Source organism: Erwinia typographi, from assembly GCF_000773975.1.
Taxonomy (GTDB): Bacteria; Pseudomonadota; Gammaproteobacteria; order Enterobacterales; family Enterobacteriaceae; genus Erwinia; species Erwinia typographi.
In genome coordinates this window covers 202,821-219,641 of the sequence record NZ_JRUQ01000027.1, presented here as the reverse complement: position 1 = coordinate 219,641, position 16,821 = coordinate 202,821, and the positions used below count along the sequence as shown (strand labels likewise).

Genomic DNA, 16,821 nt, shown 5'->3' with positions numbered 1-16,821 from the left:
TTTTGTGCTGTATTTGACTTATGTCATCCACCGGTCACGATTTTCACACCGTGACTCTCCCTGAGCCAAAACCGTTCTGGTTAACACTTTTGCAACAATAAGGTGGTGTTCTGTTGCTGCCTGGCTATACCTCAAAAAGCAAAGAATAAAGGAGGCAAGCATGGCATCTGAGAGCAGCAGATCCGACGATCGCGAGGCAAGGCTGGCCCGACTCCGGCAGATACCTCGTACGCCAGTGCTGATCGTTGGCGGCGGCATCAACGGCATCAGCACGTTTCGCGAGCTGGCCCTACAGGGTATCCCGGTGGTGATGGTGGAAAAAGGCGACTGGTGCCAGGCTGCCAGCGGGGCGCTCTCGCGAATGATCCACGGCGGCTTACGCTATCTGGAGACCGGCGAGTTTTCTCTGGTTAAAGAGTCGGTCCGGGAACGCGATCGGCTGCTGAAAAACGCGCCTCATTATGTCGCTCCGCTGCGCACGACCGTGCCGATTGACAGCTGGGGCGGCGGCCTGCTCAATGCCGGAAAACGCTTTCTGCGCCTGACCGAAAAGCCAAGCCGCCGCGGCGCGCTGGTGATTAAAACCGGCCTGACGCTTTACGACGCCTGGTCGCGCCGCTTTGGCAACATGCCCAAACACCAGCTACACAATCAGCCGCAGACCCGTCAGCGCTGGCCGGGCTTCGCCGACTGGGTGAAATGCAGCGCAGCCTATTACGACGCGTGGATTGCGGCCCCTGAACGGCTGGGCTTTGAGCTGATTGAAGACGCCGAGCGCGCGGAACCGGCGGCTCTGGCGCTGAATTACCTCAGCGTTGAGCAGTGCGACGGCGAAAAGATCACCCTGCGCGATACCTTAAGGGGGGAAACCTTCTCGCTGAAAGCTCACGTAGTGGTTAACGCCACCGGCGCCTGGATTGACCGGCTGAACGGCACGCTGAGCGAATCGCTGCCGGAGCGCAAGCTGATTGGCGGCACCAAAGGCTCTCATCTGATCCTGCACTGCCCGGCACTCCTGCAAATGCTGGATGGCGAGATGGTTTACTACGAGAACCAGGAAGGCCGCGTTTGCATCATGTTCCCGTGGTACGGCAACGTGCTGGTTGGCTCCACTGATATCCGCGTGGATAACCCCGATGACGTGGTCTGTGAAAAAGATGAGCAGAGCTACATTCTGGATTCGCTGCGCTTTGTCTTCCCGCACCTGACTATCAAAGAAGAGGACGTGCTGTACACCTTTAGCGGCGTGCGTCCGCTGCCTGCCAGCCATGCCGCCAGCAACGGCAGCATCTCGCGTAACCACTCGCTGGTGCTGCTCCCGCCGCTGGCCGGTCGGGATTTCACCACGCTGTGCCTGGTCGGCGGCAAATGGACCACCTTCCGCCAGTTTGGCGAAGAGGCCGCCGACAGAGTGCTGAAGCTGCTGGGTGAACAGCGCAAGGTCAGCACCGCCGATCTGGCGATTGGCGGCGGCCGGGACTTCCCCAGCGCGACACGCAAGCCCGGCTGGCTGAAGGCGCTGAGCAGCGAATACGGGGTTTCGCAAACCCGCGTGTCCCAGCTGGTTTCGCGCTACGGCACGCGCGCCCAGGCGGTGATGAACTTTATGCGCCTTCAGCCGGACCATCCGCTGCACGCCCAGCCAGACTGGAGCCAGAACGAGCTGCGCTTTCTGATCCGGCATGAGCAGGTACAAACGCTGGAAGACCTGCTGGTTCGCCGTACGCCCCTCGCCATCAGCGGGCAGCTCACCCTGCCGCTGATGGCGGAAGTGAACGCGCTGCTGGCAGAGGATCGCGGCTGGTCGCCCGAAAAATCTGCGCAGCACCTCACCGACACCCTTTCACGTCTTGCCGCCCTTCACGGGCTTGGCAGGCTTTATCCCGTGGAGATGAATAAGGAATCCTGTCATGTCAGCCAGTCAGAAAGTGAGGCTTAACCGCCTCTTTAACCAGGGGAAATGCCTGGATGTCGCCATCGACCACGGTATCGCCAACGAGCCGGACTTTTTAATCGGGCTGGAAGATATTGCCAGCGTAATGCAGAGCCTGGTGACGGCCCAGCCGGACGCCATTCAGGTGAACTACGGCCAGGCCGATCTGCTCCAGCAGTTACCCCAGCGACAAAAACCGGCGCTGGTGCTGCGTACTGACGTGGGCAATGCCTATAACGCCGCCCGTCACCGCGAGATGTGGGCAGTTTTGCACAACCCGGATGACCCGATCCTTGCCGCGCTGCAAATGGATGCCGCCGCCGTGGTGGTCAACCTCTACCTGATCCCCGACGAGCCGGGGATTTTTCGCCAGTGCGTTGAGAACATTGGTCGCCTGCGCCACGCCTGTGAGCGCTACGCGATGCCGCTGATGATCGAGCCGCTGGTTATGGCTCCGGCCGGTCAGGGAGCGGCCTATGGCTCGCTGGGCGACGTGGAGAAAATGGTGCCGCTGGTCCGGCTGGCTCGTGAACTCGGTGCGGACATTATTAAGGTCGATCCCACGGATCGGGTGGAAGAGTTTCATCGCGTGGTTGAAGCCGCCCGCTGTCCGACGCTGGTTCGCGGCGGCGGCAAGGGCGAGCTGGCAGGCGTGCTGAACAAAAGTGCCGCGCTGATGGCTCAGGGGGCATCCGGCATGGTGTATGGCCGGAACGTTTACCAACACGACAACCCTGCCCGCGTCGTGGCTGCGCTGATGGCGATTATTCACCAGGGCGTCAGTGGTCAGGAAGCGCTGGAACGCTATCAGCGCGCAGAATAAAACGGAGACGATGATGAGTCAGCTGCTGGGCATTGATGCCGGAAACACCATGATAAAAGCGGTGCTGTTCGATCTGGACGGCACCGTTCGCGCCGTCGCCAGCTGTGCTGGCGAGACTCTCCAGCCGCAGCCCGGCTACGCTGAACGGCCGATAGCCGAGGTCTGGCAGAGTGTTACCGCCGCGATCCGCAGCTGCCTGGCGCAGATGCCGGAAGCGCAGGTGATCGCCGTGGGAGCCGCAGGCCACGGTAACGGATTGTACGCGCTGGATCGCCACCAGCAGCCGCTGATCGGCATTCAGTCCGTGGACAACCGGGCCGCCGGGCGGGTGCATGAGCTTGAACAGAGCGGGGCCGCCGCCGCTATTTATGCGCGTTCGCTGCAAAAAGTCTGGGCCAGCTCCACGCCGGTGCTGCTGAGCTGGCTGAAGCGTTTTGACGTGGCGACGTATCAGCGCGCAGGCCACATTCTCTGTGCCAAAGATGTGATTACCCATTTTTTGTGCGGCGAAGTAAGCGCTGACTTTTCCGATGCTGCCGGAGCCGGGCTGATCGACCACGGCGTTCGCGGTTACAGCGAGGCGCTGCTGGCGCTTTATGAGCTGGCCGACGCTCTCCCTCTGCTTCCTCCCCTGCATGAATCCTGCGACGTTGTCGGACAAGTGACGGCGCAGGCCGCGCGGCTGACCGGTCTGCCCACAGGGATTCCGGTAGTTGCCGGTATTTTTGATGTGGTCGCCAGCGCGGTGGGATCGGGCGTGGTCGCGCCTGGCGAAGCCTCCATTGTGGCGGGAACCTGGAGCATTAATCAGGTAGTGGTGGCCCGGCCAGATTACCTGCGGCCAGTCTTTATGAATTCCCTGATTGAACGCGATCGCTATATGGCGATTGAGGCCAGCGCCACCTCTGCGGCCAACCTTGACTGGTTCGTCCGTGAGTTTGCCGACGGGCGCGGCGGCAGCGGAGCGGAACGCAGCAGCGATCTGGTTGCTCAGGTGGTGCCGGATGCCCATCTGCCGGTCTACCATCCCTACCTTTACTCAGGGCGAAAAGAGGAGCCGGCCAAGGCGGGCTTCTACGGGCTAAGCGGCTGGCATACCCGCGCGGATATGCTGTTTGCGCTGTTTGAAGGGGTAACCTTTGCTCATCGCGCGCATATCGATCGCCTGCGGGCCGCCGGGCTGCCTTTCACCTCCGCGACGCTCTCCGGCGGGGCCACCCGCAGCTGCGTCTGGCCGCAGATGTTTGCCGACGTGCTGGGTATCCCGATTCAGGTAGCGGAATGCAAGGAGACGGGGGCGCTGGGCGCGGCGATTTGTGCAGGCGTCGGTGTGGGCGTCTGGTCGAGCCTCGCGGAAGGCGTGGTGCAGGCCGTAAAACTGAATCCGACCGTGCTCCAGCCCGATCCGCTTCGGCAGGCATTCCATGAGCCGCGCTACCGGCTTTTTAAAAAGCTGGAGCTGGCGATGGACAGCCTGTGGCATGAAGAACTGAATGAACATGCACAGCAAAATGTGATTTAAATCTGAATTTTGGCAACTCATCGCCAGATTGAGACGCGGGAAAAAACATTAAATTAACTGCACAATTACAGCGGTGGTTTGCCGCCCGAGCCCTCATTTTTCAGCAAATTCAACGAAATTCCCTTCTTCAGGCCGACGTTCCCTGCCGGGCTGATTAATGTTAATGCCGCTGAGTTCATGAAAAATTAAACGCAGGTTAAACGAAATGTAATAAAAAGCTGAACCGAACGCGCCATTACGGACTCCGGGATATTGCCAGAGATAATTCGCTGCGCTAAATTGGCCCATTCATCGCAGATCTGACCACAACTTTCACCGGCACAGGGCAGGGATTGCGCCAGCCTGAGGATAAAAACCACTCATGGGTTCAGAATTGCTCTCACTTATACTGTTTATTGCTTCGGTTTCACTTTACAGCTGGAAAGCTGGCAGAAACAAAATATGGTTCTCCGCGATCCTGCTGTTTCTTGGCATTTATATTATTCTCAACGCATCAATGCTGGCGAGTAATTACTTTACCGGCGAAGGGATCAATGATGCGGTCATTTATACTATTACCAGCAGCCTGAGCGGCGCCGGTATCAGCAAATATATTCTCCCTGCCGTTGGGCTCATTGTCTGTCTTATTTTGCTGTTTGCCTTTTTGTCGTGGCTACTTCGCCTGCGCAAAGGCCATCGTGCCAGCCAGCTTTACAGCCTGCTGGCGGTGATTCTGGCGCTGGCATCAATTAAAACCACGCCGGCATATCAGCAGGTCAGTAGCCTGATCAAATCCCAGGTGGGCAGCGGCAGCTCCGATTTTTACACGCATTTTAAGGTGCCGGGCAAGCAGATCCGCGGAGATAAACCTAATCTGGTGTATATTTATGCCGAAAGTCTGGAACGCACCTATTTTGATGAGAAAGCCTTCCCGCAACTGGCCCCTGAACTGACCCAGATTAAAAATACTTCTTACGACTTCAGCAATACCGAACAGCTGCCGGGTACGGAATATACCATCGCCGGGATGGTCGCCTCCCAGTGCGGCATTCCACTGTTCGCGCCGTTTGACGGCAACGCCTCAAGCTCCCTTTCAACGTTTTATCCGCAGAATGTCTGCCTGGGGGATATCCTTAAATCCTCCGGCTACCAGAACTACTTTTATCAGGGCGCAAGTCTGAGCTTCGCCGGCAAGGATCTGTTCCTCTCTTCGCACGGTTTCGATCATCTCTTCGGCTATAACGAGCTGAAGTCCGTAGTTAAAGATCCAAACTACCGCAACGACTGGGGTTGGTATGACGACACGCTGCTGGATGTGGTGTTTGATAAGTATCTGGAGCTGGCGAAACAGAACCGCCCGTTCTCGCTGTTCGCATTAACGGTAGATACGCACCATCCCGACGGCTTTATCTCCCGCACCTGCCAGCGCAAAACCTATCCTTATAACGGCAAACCCAACGAATCTTTCGCGGCGGTCGCCTGTAGCCAGGAGCATATTGCCCGGCTGATTCAGCGCATTCAGGCAACGCCGTATTTTAAAAATACCCTCATCGTGGTCAGCTCGGATCACCTGGCGATGAACAACACCGCCTATCAATATTTGAATCAGCATGACCGTAGCGACCTGTTCTTTATGCTGCGCGGGAGCGACATCAGCAGCAAAGTGCTGCCGGTGAAGCGTAGCACGCTCGATAACGGCGCGACGGTGCTGGACGCGATGGGCGGCGATAACTTTATCGGACTGGGACGCAGCAGCCTGTCCGCCACCTCGTTGGCCGCCACCTATCTGAATATCAAAGATAAAATCAACGAGTGGAAGCCAGACGTCATCAAGATGTGGAATTTCCCCAGGGCGATTTCGGATTACACTATCGATACGGATAAAAACACCTTCAGCTTCTCCGGCGTGCACTTTAAGCTGCCGCTGCTGCTGTCGGTGATGCCCAACAAGATTGAACCGAAATTTGACGTCTATCTGGCGGCGCCGCTGAAGCAGCAACTGGCGAAATTCGCCCCGGACGAAAAATTCGTCTGGATCGACCGCTGCTTTAAAATGGGCGACGTCTGGGACGAGAAGCTGGAGCTGAACCCAGGCCTGTGCGTGGCCGACGGGACGCTGAACTCGCCGCCGCAGATCCGGCAGATTCAGTCGGGCAGCACGCCGGGTAAAGTCACCTTTAAGCAGACCGGCGAACGGAGCGACGATCGCTATCAGCAGGCGGTCACCCGTCTGAGAATCAACGATGACGACCTGCGCTACACCTCCGAACGCATACTGTTTGGCCTGCCGGGTCTGCCGAAGCAGGTGCAGAAAGTCAGCGGCCTCTCGTTTATCGAACCCTGGGGCGGACGCTGGTCTGACGCGAACCTGCTGCCAACGGTGAGCGTACAGTATCTGGAACCGCTGCCTGCGGCCTTCGACCTGACGCTTACCGCACGGGCATTTGGCAAGAACAGCCAGCAACCGTTTACCTTCAGGGTGGGCGACGTAACGCAGCAGGTGAAGCTTAGCGCTGGCGACAGCACGGTCAAGCTGCACTTCAGCAATCCTTCACAGGCCAGAACCATTGAGATCCTGCCACCTGCGCCGGAAGAAACTGCCGAAGGCGCGATTGATGGTTTTGCCGCACGCAAGCTGGGGATTGGCCTGGTCAGCCTCGAAGTGAGCGCCACGGAATAAATTGCGACCAGCCGCGCCATTTTCCATCGGCTGGGCGCGGCTGGAGGCAGTTGAAACATTTTCTGGGAAAAGAGCAGGAAAAAGCGCGCTGACGCCTTTTTAAGCCGGTATAAAACAGATTACTATACGAAATATCTTAAGACCCACTCAGATGGATGACCGCCCGTTGAAACCCTTTTTTCACCGTTTGCTGGCATTACTGGTTGCTGCCCTGCCGCTGAGCGGCATGGCGGCGAAAACCGCGCCCGATCCGCTGCTGGCATCGCAGATTGTTGACCGCTACGCGCAGAACATCTACTACAACACCAAGGCGACCGGCATGGCGATGGTGGCGATTGACGCCAACCAGCGCGTGTTTGCCAGCCAGGGGGCGATTCGCCCAGGCAGCCGCATTCGTCCGCAGAAAGATTCGGTGATCCGCATCGCCTCGCTGACCAAGCTGCTGACCAGCGAATTGCTGGTCAAGCTGTCTGAACAGGGCGTGGTTCGCCTCGAGGATCCGCTGAGCAAATATGCCCCGTCGGGCAGCAGCGTGCCGAGCTACGCCGGGCAAACGATTAGGCTGATCAACCTTGCCACCCACACCAGCGGACTGCCGCGCGAACAGCCCGGAGGCAAGCCACACCGTCCGGTATTCGTCTGGCCGACCAACGCTCAGCGCTGGAACTGGCTGGAGAGCGCCCATCTGAAAGCCGCGCCGGGCACCCAGGCCGCTTACTCCAACCTGGCGTTCGACCTGCTGGGCGATGCGCTGTCCAGAGCCTCTGGAGTACCCTATCCGGCGCTGCTTCAGCGTGAGATCACCCGTCCGCTGGGCATGAAGGACACCACGTTCACGCCTTCTCCCGACCAGTGCGGACGCCTGATGGTAGCCGAAAAAGGGGCCAGCCCATGCATGAACACGCTGGCCGCCATCGGCAGCGGCGGCATCTACTCCACCCCGGACGATATGGGACGCTGGATGCAGCAGTTCCTCTCTTCCGATGTTTACGCCCGCACGCCGCAGGCCGACCGTATTCAGACCATGATTTATCAGCGCGACCAGCTCACTAAAGTGAACGGCATGGACGTGCCGGGTAAAGCGTCGGCGCTGGGGATGGGTTGGGTGTATATGGCCCCGGAGGGCGGCAGGCCTGGCATTATTCAGAAGACGGGCGGCGGCGGCGGTTTCATCACCTACATGGCGATGGTGCCGCAGTACAGCGTCGGCGTGTTTATTGTGGTCACCCGCTCCTCGCAGACCCACTTTACCGCGATGAGCGACGGCGTGAATAATCTGCTGACCGAGTTAATCGGCAATACGCCTGACAGCGCGCAATTAGCCGCCAGCATCATGTCTAATTAATTTACCAAAGCTCACTAACTGGCTGTACGCAACGCTGACCAACCGGGTACAGATGATCCCCGTCGCGTTATCAGGGCGAATTACCCCGCCCTGATAACGCGACGGCAGAAGCTTTCGCTGAAGATTGCCTCACTTAACCCGAAGATATTCCCCTTCAGCGGAAACATTGTGTCCAAATCCACAGTCTCCTTTAACCGAAGTGGTCAGCGTGTCGGCCCCGAAATTCATGCTCACCTCACAGTTTCCGAACTCATCGGTACTGCCTTCCTCCTGCTGGTGAAACACGCCTTTATTGTTGGCAATAATAACGTCCCCCTCCAGGCTGCCCATATTAGGACCGTTATACATACCCATTAATCCAGGGTAGAGACCATCGAAGATCAGATGATATTTGCCGCTTTTTTTACTGATGCTATAAGAACTCCACATCCCGCGACCGGCATATTGCCAGAATTCTCCTGCGGGACCGGCAGGCGCGGGCAGCGCCGCCAGCTTATCTTTAATAAGATTCAGGTTATATTGCGACCTCGGATGGTCTTTCTTAATCATTAACCATGCCCTGGCTTTCAGATACTCCCCCTGCCGAATCCACGTCAGGGCGACATTGTTATAGGCGGTGGCAATAGCGGCCTCCGAAAGCTCGCAGGTTTCACTCCAGCCGACCTGATCGGTATAGCTGTCGCGCGCCTTTTCATACTGCCCAGCTTTGTAGGCACGATCGCCAGCGGCGGCATAATTTTTGATTTTTGCGCAATCGACTTCAGGATGATCCTGGTCCGCCACCGCGACGGATGACATCAGCGCCAGCACGGTGAGCAAAGCGACACGAATCATATAAAACCTCCCTATTATCAATTTATTATGTAATTCATCAGTGCAGGCCACCGGTCTACGATAACACAATGACGACGACTTAATTGCCCCGCTTTCCCCCGCCGCAAGTTGCCGACTGACTCATCACGACCTGATCTTCATCAATACGCCCGTCCTGCAATCCTGCGCATATTTCACTCAGGTTACTCAACAATTACCCTGACCCCGGAGTCACTTTATGCAACACAGAATGATATTAAATGAAACCGCCTGGTTTGGTGCAGGATCCATTGCGCAAATTGTCAGTGAAGTGACGAAGCGCAAATTTAAAAAAGCGCTGTTAGTTTCCGACAAAGCTTTAGTGAAGGCGGGCGTGGTGGAAAAGGTCACCGCGCTGCTGGCTGAGCACCATCTGCCCTTTATGATTTATGATGAGGTGGTGCCGAATCCCACCATCGCTGTCGTACAAAAGGGCGTTGAGCTGTTTAAGACGTCAGGCGCGGATTATCTGATCGCTATCGGCGGCGGCTCGCCGCAGGATACCGCCAAAGCCATCGGCATCATTATCAATAATCCTGAATTTGCCGATGTTCGCAGCCTGGAAGGCTTTGCCGATACCCGCAACCCCTGCGTGCCGATCATTGCCATCCCCACCACGGCCGGAACCGCCGCCGAAGTGACCATCAACTACGTGATTACCGACGAAGAGAATCGCCGCAAATTTGTCTGTATCGATCCGCATGATATTCCGATTATAGCGATCGTCGACGCTGAGATGATGGCCTCCATGCCGCCTTCGCTCAAGGCCGCCACCGGCATTGATGCCCTGACCCACGCCATTGAGGGTTTCACGACCAAAGGCGCATGGGAACTGACCGATGCTCTCCACCTGAAGGCCATCCAGATTATCAACCGATCGCTGCGCGCCTCGGTAGCCGGTGAAGCCAAAGGCGTGGAGGATATGGCGCTCGGCCAGTACATCGCCGGCATGGGCTTCTCAAACGTTGGGCTTGGCCTGGTTCACGGCATGGCTCACCCGCTGGGGGCGTTTTATAACGTTCCTCACGGCGTGGCCAACGCGATCATTCTGCCGCACGTCATGGCGTGGAATGCCGAGTACACCGGCGAAAAATACCGTGATATTGCCCGCGCCATGGGCGTGGCGAAAGTCTGCGGCCTGAGCCTGAGCGAAGTGCGGGTCGCGGCGGTAGACGCGGTGAAACAGCTGTCGGCCGACGTGGGCATTCCGCCAAGGCTGCGTGATGTTGGGATGAAGGAAGAGGATATTGCCGCGCTGGCTCAGGCCGCGCTTGACGATGTCTGTACCGGCGGCAACCCAAGGGAGGCCACGCTCGCTGACATTACCGAGCTTTATCGCCAGCTCTATTGATCGATCTCCGGGCAGATGAGGGTGGCGTCTGCCCGGCGTTATGGCGGTCTGAGTTAGCCGATGGGCTTCAATTTCCCGATGCCGGGCAAGCCCTTCGCGATAAAACCTTTGCCAGAACCCACTGAGTTATACCGCCGCCAGCATACCGCCATCGACAAACAGCAGATGCCCGTTGACAAAGTCAGAGGCCTTCGACGAGAGGAACACCGCCGCGCCCACCAGCTCCTCCGGGTTGCCCCAGCGGGCGGCAGGCGTGCGCTTGCAAAGCCAGTCGGTGAACTCAGGATTATCCACCAGCGCTTTGGTCATTGGCGTCTGAAAATAGCCCGGCGCAATGCCGTTGACCTGAATATTATGGCGAGCCAGCTCAACGCACATGCCGCGCGTCAGCATTTTTACCGCTCCTTTTGTCGCCGCATAAGGCGTGATGGTATCGCGCCCCAGCTCGCTCTGCATTGAACAGATATTGACGATTTTCCCCGCGCCCCGGACGATCATCCGTTTCGCTACCGTTTGCGAAACCAGAAACACGCCGGTCTGGTTGGTGGCGACAAGGTCATTCCATTCCTCCAGCGGGAACTCGGTAAAAGGGTGGCGACGCTGGATGCCCGCGTTGTTAAACAGCACGTCTATTGGCCCAATCGTGGACTCGATTTTCCCGATGCCGTCCTCTACCGCCTTTGGGTCGGAGACGTTAAATACCGCGCTATGGGCGGTAAAGCCCTCCTCGCGCAGCTTACTCACCGCGTTCTCAGCGCGCTGTTCGGAAGTGCCGTTAATGATCACCTCCGCCCCGTGCTGGGCGAGGCCGCGCGCCATAATAAAGCCGATGCCCTGCGCTGCGCCGGTCAATAAAATACGTTTATTCTCTAAGCTGAAAAGGGTCATTTGTTCCTGCTCCGTAACGTCAAACAGCGAGTGGCTCGCGCGAGGTCAATGTGGTTCCGTTTTATCACACGGTTTTCACCCTCAGCAAACTACGATGAATATCACTTTAAAAAGGGGGTGACAGAAATAACGCTCAGCCATTCTCTGCATACGTGTTATTGGTCCATATAAGTCAAACAACTCTTTCCCCTGGTATTTTTTAGCCTCTTTTCCCCGCTACCTGTTCCCTATCCTGTTGTAAGTATTATCGTAGTATAGTTTTTCTTGGCCTCAGGTTTTCTCCGTGCGATGATTGCAACCTTAAAATATATTTCATAAAAAGGGAGTTTGCGCGATGCCTTCCTCTTACCAACGCTGCGTATTTACTGAAGGCCAGCTTGATCTGCCGCCGGGCTATGAAGACCGCACCCTCAACGTATTTAAACCGCTGGACCCGGCAGGAGCGGTGATTAATGTCTCCCGCGATGCGCTAAACGAAGGCGAAGCGCTGGCGGCCTATATCGATCGTCAGCTGGCGCAGCTGGCAAAACTGCTGAAAGGCTGGAAAGAAGAGAGCCGTCAGCCGGTGATGCTTGGCCAGCAGGCGTCAGCGGGAGAGAGCATTACCGCCAGCTACCTGCGCGACGGCAAGCGGATTTATCAGCAGCAGGCGGTCTTTGCCCTCGACGACTCGCTGGTGCTGGTTATTACTCAAAGCAAAACCGCCGCGCTGGATAACGGCGACAGGACTGCCTTCAGCGCGCTGCTGCAAAGCTACGCGCAGACCAACAAATAAGGACGTTGTCAGATGCTTGAAGCTGCGCGCGTTGGTGATGACATTGGCCACTCCCATGCCCTGGCAGGGATGATTGCCGGGACGATCGTCGGCGGCCTGCTGGCGGCCGTGGGCGGGATTGCCGCCGGGGCGCTGATGATAGCCGGACTGGCCTCCTCCTGCCTTGGGGTGGGCCTGCTGTTAGTCGGAGCCAGCCTTGCGGTCGGCTATGCTACGGGGGAACTGGCCACTGCGGCCCGCGACGGCATTGCCAATGCCGGGGCCAGCAGCATGACGCCGAAGGGCAAAATCCTCACTGGCTCGCCTGATGTCTTTATCAATGACCTGCCCGCCGCAATAGCCACCGTCAGCCAGGTCGGCTGCGCCGACGATGGCCCTTCCATGCAGATGGCGCAGGGCTCAGCGAGCGTGTATATCAACGGCTATCCCGCTTCGCGCGTTGGCGACGCCACTAATTGCGATGCGAAGGTGATGGTGGGCTCGCCCAACGTGTTGATTGGCGGCGAGAAAGAGACCACCTTACCGATCAAGCCGGAAGTGGCGGAGTGGATTTACAAAGCCTCCGACCTGACGCTGCTGTTCGCCGGTCTGCTCGGCGGCTGGGGCGGCGCAGCGGGAAAAGTCGGCGCGCTGGGCAAGCTACTGTCTAAAATTCCCGGCATCAATAAGATCGCGCGTGTCGCCTGTCGCGCAGGCGCGCTGATGACCGGCGCCGCTGCGGTGGGCATTATCGCCCGCCCGGTGGATATCATCAGCGGGCAAAAATTTCTCGACGGCGATGACGAGCTGGACTTCACCCTGCCCTCCCGCCTGCCGGTGATGTGGCAGCGCTACTGGCGCAGCGGCAATCCCGGCGACAGCGTGCTGGGGCGGGGCTGGAGCCTGTTCTGGGAAACCCGGCTGGAGCGCTATCAGGATGGCCTGGTGTGGCGCGCGCCTTCCGGCGACTACGTTTCCTTCCCCGATGTCCCTAAAGGCCGCAAGACATACTGTGAGGCCGAGAAATGCTGGCTGGAGCACCACAGCGATGATGGCTGGTCGGTGGCGGATATCAGCGGCGAGCGCTTTTATTACGGCAGGCTGGACGGCGACGCGCCGGGGCTGCTGACCGCGATAGCCGATATCACTGGCAATACCACGACCTTCCATTATCAACAAGATAACCTGCTGCACGAGCTGGTCGACAGCGCAGGGCAGCGCGTGGTGTGCCGCTACGATAAAAAGCGACGACGGCTGCTGGAAGCAAGACTCGACGATGCCATCACGCTTGTAAGCTACGATTATGACGATGAAGATCAGCTGATTACGGTGAAAAACCGGGGCGGTAGCGTGGTACGCCGGTTCAGCTGGCGCGATGGGCTGATGAGCAGCCACGAAGATGCCAATGGCCTGCTGAACGAGTATCTCTGGCGCGAGCTCGACGGTCTGCCGCGCGTGGTTGCCTACCGCAACAGCGCCGGAGAGCGACTGGATTTCACTTACGATTTCGCCAACGGCACCCGCAGCGTACAGCGCGACGACGGCTGCACGGCCCACTGGCTGTGCGACGATGACGACAACGTGGCGGCCTGGACCGACTGGGACGGCCGCCGCTACAGCTTTATCTATCAGGACGGCGAACTTAGCAGCGTGCTGCTGCCCGGCGGCGCACAGCGCAGCAGCAGCTGGGACCGCTATGGCCGCCTGCTCAGTGAACAGGATGAGCTGGGCCGTAAAACCGGCTATCGCTGGTCGCGCCTTACCACTAACCTGGCTGAAATTGAGTATGCCGATGGCACGCGGGAGCGCAGCGACTTCGACGAGTTTTCGCGGCTGATTAGCGAGACCGATGCCGCCGGCAACGTCACCCGCTGGCACTACCCCGATCCGGAAGAGAGCCTGCCTGATGCGGTTATCGACGCCACGGGCGGTGAGGTGAAGCTGGAGTGGAACCATCAGGGCCTGCTGACCCGGCGGACTGACTGCTCCGGCAGCGTCACCAGCTGGCAGTACGATCGTTTTGGTCAACCGCTGGCGATGACCGACGCGGAAGGCAACACCACCCGCTGGCACTGGCTTCCCGCCGGGCAGTTGAGCGAGGTGGAACACCCGGACGGCAGCGCCGAGCGCTTCAGCTGGAACGAACGCAGCCAGCTGGCGGCCTGGCACGATCCGCTGGACAGTATCATCCGCTGGAAGTACAACTCGCTGGGCCAGCCGCTGAGCCTGACCGACCGTCTGAACCGCACCCGCAGGTGGCATTATGACGCGCGCGGCCGACTGACGGAGCTGGATAACGGCAACGGCGGCCAGTATCGCTTTCAATACGACGCGTCAGGCCGCCTGACGCAGGAGCAGCGCCCGGACGAAACCTCCCGCCAGTTGGAGTACGGCGAGGCAGGCTACCTTGCCACGCTACTGGAGACGGCAAAGCCCGCAGCCGACGGCGGCATTGCCCGCCGCGCGCACTCCTTCCGCCACGATGCGGCCGGACAGCTGATATGGCGCGGCAACAAAAGCGCCGAATGGCGCTATCGCTACGATCTGCGCGGCAGGCTGAAGGTGCTGGAGCGCACGCCTACTGACGAGGGGCGCGAGCTGGGCATTGAGGAAGACCGGCTGCTGTTCAGCTATAACGTGTCAGGACAGTTGGAAGAAGAGAGCGGCATCAACGGCACGCTGCGCTACGCGCGTGACGAGCTGGGCAACCTCACCAGCCTGACGCTGCCCGGCGACGACGCGCTGAGCTGGCTGCACTACGGCTCCGGCCACGTCAGCGCCATTCGCTTTAATAAGCAAATTGTCAGCGAATTCACTCGCGACCGCCTGCACCGCGAGACTTCCCGTAGCCAGGGTGCGCGCCAGCAGCAGCGCAGTTACGACGCGCTGGGCCGCCGCACGCAGCAAAAAAGCCAGCTCAGCGGCGAGTTCGTCGCACCGCAAAACGCCCTGCTCGCCCGCGCCTTCCGCTACACCGCACGCGGCGAACTGGCTGGCGTTAGCGATACGCTGAGGGGCGACATCCATTACGGCTACGACGCCGAAGGTCGCCTGCTCAACCACGCCGAACCCCGCAGCGGTCTTGCCGCTAACGAACTGCGCTATGACGCCGCTGATAACCTGCTGGCGGACAGCGACGGACGCGGAGGCTCCGGCTCCAGTAACGGCCAGTCGGCCTTAGGTCATCAGGACAATGCCCCTCGCCAGCCTTCCAGGGGAAATCGCTACGGGAACGCCAGCGAAGGTTACGAACAGCCTGCCGCCGGACACCATGGCGCTGCAATTCCTGACAACCGGCTCAGCGTCTGGCAGAACCTGTTTTATAAGTACGACGGCTGGGGCAACCTGCTCAGCCGTCGCAGCGGTCTGTATGAGCAGCATTATCGCTACGATGCTGATAACCGTCTGATCAGCGCCAGCGGACGCGGTCCGTCGGGTAAATTTGAAGCCCATTACCACTACGATGCGCTGGGCCGCCGCACCCGCAAGCAGGTACAGATTAGCGGCAAAACCACCACCACGGCATTTCTCTGGCAGGGATATCGCCTGTTACAGGAACAGCAGCAGAACGGCGCAAGACAAACTTACGTCTACGACCCGAACGATATCTGGAGCCCGCTGGCGCGGCTCGATCAGCCTGCGACCGGAAGCCGTGCCGAAACATACTGGTTCAACACCGACCTGAACGGCGCGCCGCTGGAAATGACCGACGAAGAAGGCGCACTCCGCTGGGCAGGTCACTACGCAACCTTTGGCGAAGTACGAAATCAGACGGCACAGGGCTACGAACTGCGTAACGGCAAACCGGCCGTCGCCCAGCCGCTGCGTTACGCAGGACAGTACGCTGACAACGAAACCGGTCTGCACTATAATTTATTCCGCTACTACGATCCCGCCGTTGGACGGTTTACGGTGCAGGACCCGGTGGGGCTACAAGGCGGACTCAATTTATACGCTTACGCTCCCAATCCATTGAACTGGATTGATCCGCTGGGGTTGACGAAGTGTTCTCAAGAAAATATACCAATCAAAAGAAACTCAGGTAGGAAATTATTAAAAAGCCGTGGGTTAAATAAGCAAATACAGCATGATACTATTAATAGTTTTGATGGGCAAATATATGCCTCTAGAGGCAAGCCTGGAGATATATTTACTATTACGGAGCATACACCAGGAAGTGCTTCGCAAGTATATGTTACAAGAGGGAGCGCCGGGCTTACCCCGGCGGAAAGACGTGCAAATCTCGCTCTACCACCTAATAACTCGGCAACTTATGAAGGTAAGGTTGCATTAACCAGACCACAGGTGCTTCTTGAAGGTACAGTGGCACCACAACTGCAATGGGGAGCTGATAAGATTGGTGGGGGATGGCAAATAGTAACTGCTGGCGGTAGATACTCAGGAGCAACAGAGTTGTTATGAATCTTGAACAAATAAGTGAAAAAATATGTAATATGTTAACCGCCTCATCTTATTTTGATGAGGCTAATGATATTAAAAAATTGATGATTAAGGTTTTAACGCTAAATAGAAATGACTCTGACAGAGTGAATGCTATAGATAGTTTAATATCACGTTGCCATCCAAAATGGCTTGGGGATTATTATATCAATAATATCACTTATAAAGAATGGACTGATCTTATTACCCAATTTAAAAATAAACTTAATAAAGTAAAATAAAGTAAAGCCGGA

At 57.9% G+C, this 16,821-nt stretch carries 11 protein-coding genes; 9 read left to right on the top strand and 2 right to left on the bottom strand.

Annotated elements, in window-relative coordinates; genetic code table 11:
- The first annotated feature begins 160 nt into the window (after positions 1–160).
- The 5 genes from NG99_RS08300 to ampH all read left to right on the top strand — a co-directional run bounded on the left by NG99_RS08300 (position 161) and on the right by ampH (position 8,282).
- Positions 161–1,939, top strand: a complete 1,779-nt coding sequence (locus NG99_RS08300; RefSeq protein ID WP_052130621.1) for a glycerol-3-phosphate dehydrogenase/oxidase — start codon at positions 161–163, stop codon at positions 1,937–1,939.
- Complete coding sequence (locus NG99_RS08295; protein WP_034890716.1) at positions 1,911–2,756, top strand: class I fructose-bisphosphate aldolase; 846 nt, start codon at positions 1,911–1,913, stop codon at positions 2,754–2,756. The genes NG99_RS08300 and NG99_RS08295 overlap by 29 nt, the downstream gene beginning before the upstream one ends.
- 13 nt (positions 2,757–2,769) lie before the next feature.
- The gene (locus NG99_RS08290) at positions 2,770–4,278 is read left to right on the top strand and encodes an FGGY-family carbohydrate kinase (RefSeq protein WP_052130620.1); all 1,509 of its coding nucleotides are present in this window, start codon (positions 2,770–2,772) and stop codon (positions 4,276–4,278) included.
- Between the two features lie 361 nt (positions 4,279–4,639).
- On the top strand, positions 4,640–6,937 hold the full coding sequence (gene opgB / locus NG99_RS08280; RefSeq protein WP_034890710.1) for a phosphatidylglycerol--membrane-oligosaccharide glycerophosphotransferase: 2,298 nt from the start codon (positions 4,640–4,642) through the stop codon (positions 6,935–6,937).
- Between the two features lie 151 nt (positions 6,938–7,088).
- Positions 7,089–8,282, top strand: a complete 1,194-nt coding sequence (gene ampH, locus NG99_RS08275) for a D-alanyl-D-alanine-carboxypeptidase/endopeptidase AmpH (protein WP_052130619.1) — start codon at positions 7,089–7,091, stop codon at positions 8,280–8,282.
- Positions 8,283–8,411: 129 nt separating this feature from the next.
- On the opposite strand, the gene NG99_RS08270 is transcribed toward ampH, so the two are convergent.
- On the bottom strand, positions 8,412–9,116 hold the full coding sequence (locus tag NG99_RS08270) for a hypothetical protein (RefSeq protein ID WP_034890704.1): 705 nt from the start codon (positions 9,114–9,116) through the stop codon (positions 8,412–8,414).
- A 217-nt stretch (positions 9,117–9,333) separates the two neighbouring features.
- Here NG99_RS08270 and fucO point away from each other — a divergent pair, with 217 nt between their 5' ends.
- Positions 9,334–10,485 (top strand): lactaldehyde reductase, encoded by a 1,152-nt coding sequence (gene fucO / locus NG99_RS08265; RefSeq protein WP_034890703.1) that lies wholly within the window; start codon positions 9,334–9,336, stop codon positions 10,483–10,485.
- A gap of 126 nt (positions 10,486–10,611) precedes the next feature.
- Here fucO and idnO read toward each other — a convergent pair whose 3' ends face one another.
- Positions 10,612–11,373, bottom strand: coding sequence for a gluconate 5-dehydrogenase (idnO, locus tag NG99_RS08260; protein WP_034890700.1), 762 nt, complete (start codon positions 11,371–11,373; stop codon positions 10,612–10,614).
- A gap of 334 nt (positions 11,374–11,707) precedes the next feature.
- Between idnO and NG99_RS08255 the strand changes: the two genes are divergently transcribed.
- The 3 genes from NG99_RS08255 to NG99_RS08245 are packed head-to-tail and all read left to right on the top strand — an operon-like array spanning position 11,708 to position 16,809.
- Positions 11,708–12,148, top strand: coding sequence for a DcrB-related protein (locus NG99_RS08255; RefSeq protein ID WP_034890697.1), 441 nt, complete (start codon positions 11,708–11,710; stop codon positions 12,146–12,148).
- A gap of 12 nt (positions 12,149–12,160) precedes the next feature.
- A complete protein-coding gene (locus NG99_RS08250) occupies positions 12,161–16,549 on the top strand; it encodes an RHS repeat-associated core domain-containing protein (protein ID WP_084110455.1) in 4,389 nt (1,462 codons plus the stop codon).
- Entirely contained in the window at positions 16,546–16,809 is a 264-nt protein-coding gene (locus NG99_RS08245) for a hypothetical protein (protein ID WP_034890694.1), read from the top strand. Before NG99_RS08250 ends, NG99_RS08245 begins: the two co-directional genes overlap by 4 nt.
- The last annotated feature ends 12 nt before the right edge of the window (positions 16,810–16,821 follow it).

Bases quoted from the DNA above. Each gene is read 5' to 3' on its own strand.
- opgB (WP_034890710.1), top strand. From the start codon at position 4,640: ATGGGTTCAGAATTGCTCTCACTTATACTGTTTATTGCTTCGGTTTCA.
- NG99_RS08295 (WP_034890716.1), top strand. From the start codon at position 1,911: ATGTCAGCCAGTCAGAAAGTGAGGCTTAACCGCCTCTTTAACCAGGGG.
- NG99_RS08300 (WP_052130621.1), top strand. From the start codon at position 161: ATGGCATCTGAGAGCAGCAGATCCGACGATCGCGAGGCAAGGCTGGCC.
- idnO (WP_034890700.1), bottom strand. From the start codon at position 11,373: ATGACCCTTTTCAGCTTAGAGAATAAACGTATTTTATTGACCGGCGCA.
- fucO (WP_034890703.1), top strand. From the start codon at position 9,334: ATGCAACACAGAATGATATTAAATGAAACCGCCTGGTTTGGTGCAGGA.
- ampH (WP_052130619.1), top strand. From the start codon at position 7,089: ATGGATGACCGCCCGTTGAAACCCTTTTTTCACCGTTTGCTGGCATTA.
- NG99_RS08255 (WP_034890697.1), top strand. From the start codon at position 11,708: ATGCCTTCCTCTTACCAACGCTGCGTATTTACTGAAGGCCAGCTTGAT.
- NG99_RS08290 (WP_052130620.1), top strand. From the start codon at position 2,770: ATGAGTCAGCTGCTGGGCATTGATGCCGGAAACACCATGATAAAAGCG.
- NG99_RS08250 (WP_084110455.1), top strand. From the start codon at position 12,161: ATGCTTGAAGCTGCGCGCGTTGGTGATGACATTGGCCACTCCCATGCC.
- NG99_RS08270 (WP_034890704.1), bottom strand. From the start codon at position 9,116: ATGATTCGTGTCGCTTTGCTCACCGTGCTGGCGCTGATGTCATCCGTC.
- NG99_RS08245 (WP_034890694.1), top strand. From the start codon at position 16,546: ATGAATCTTGAACAAATAAGTGAAAAAATATGTAATATGTTAACCGCC.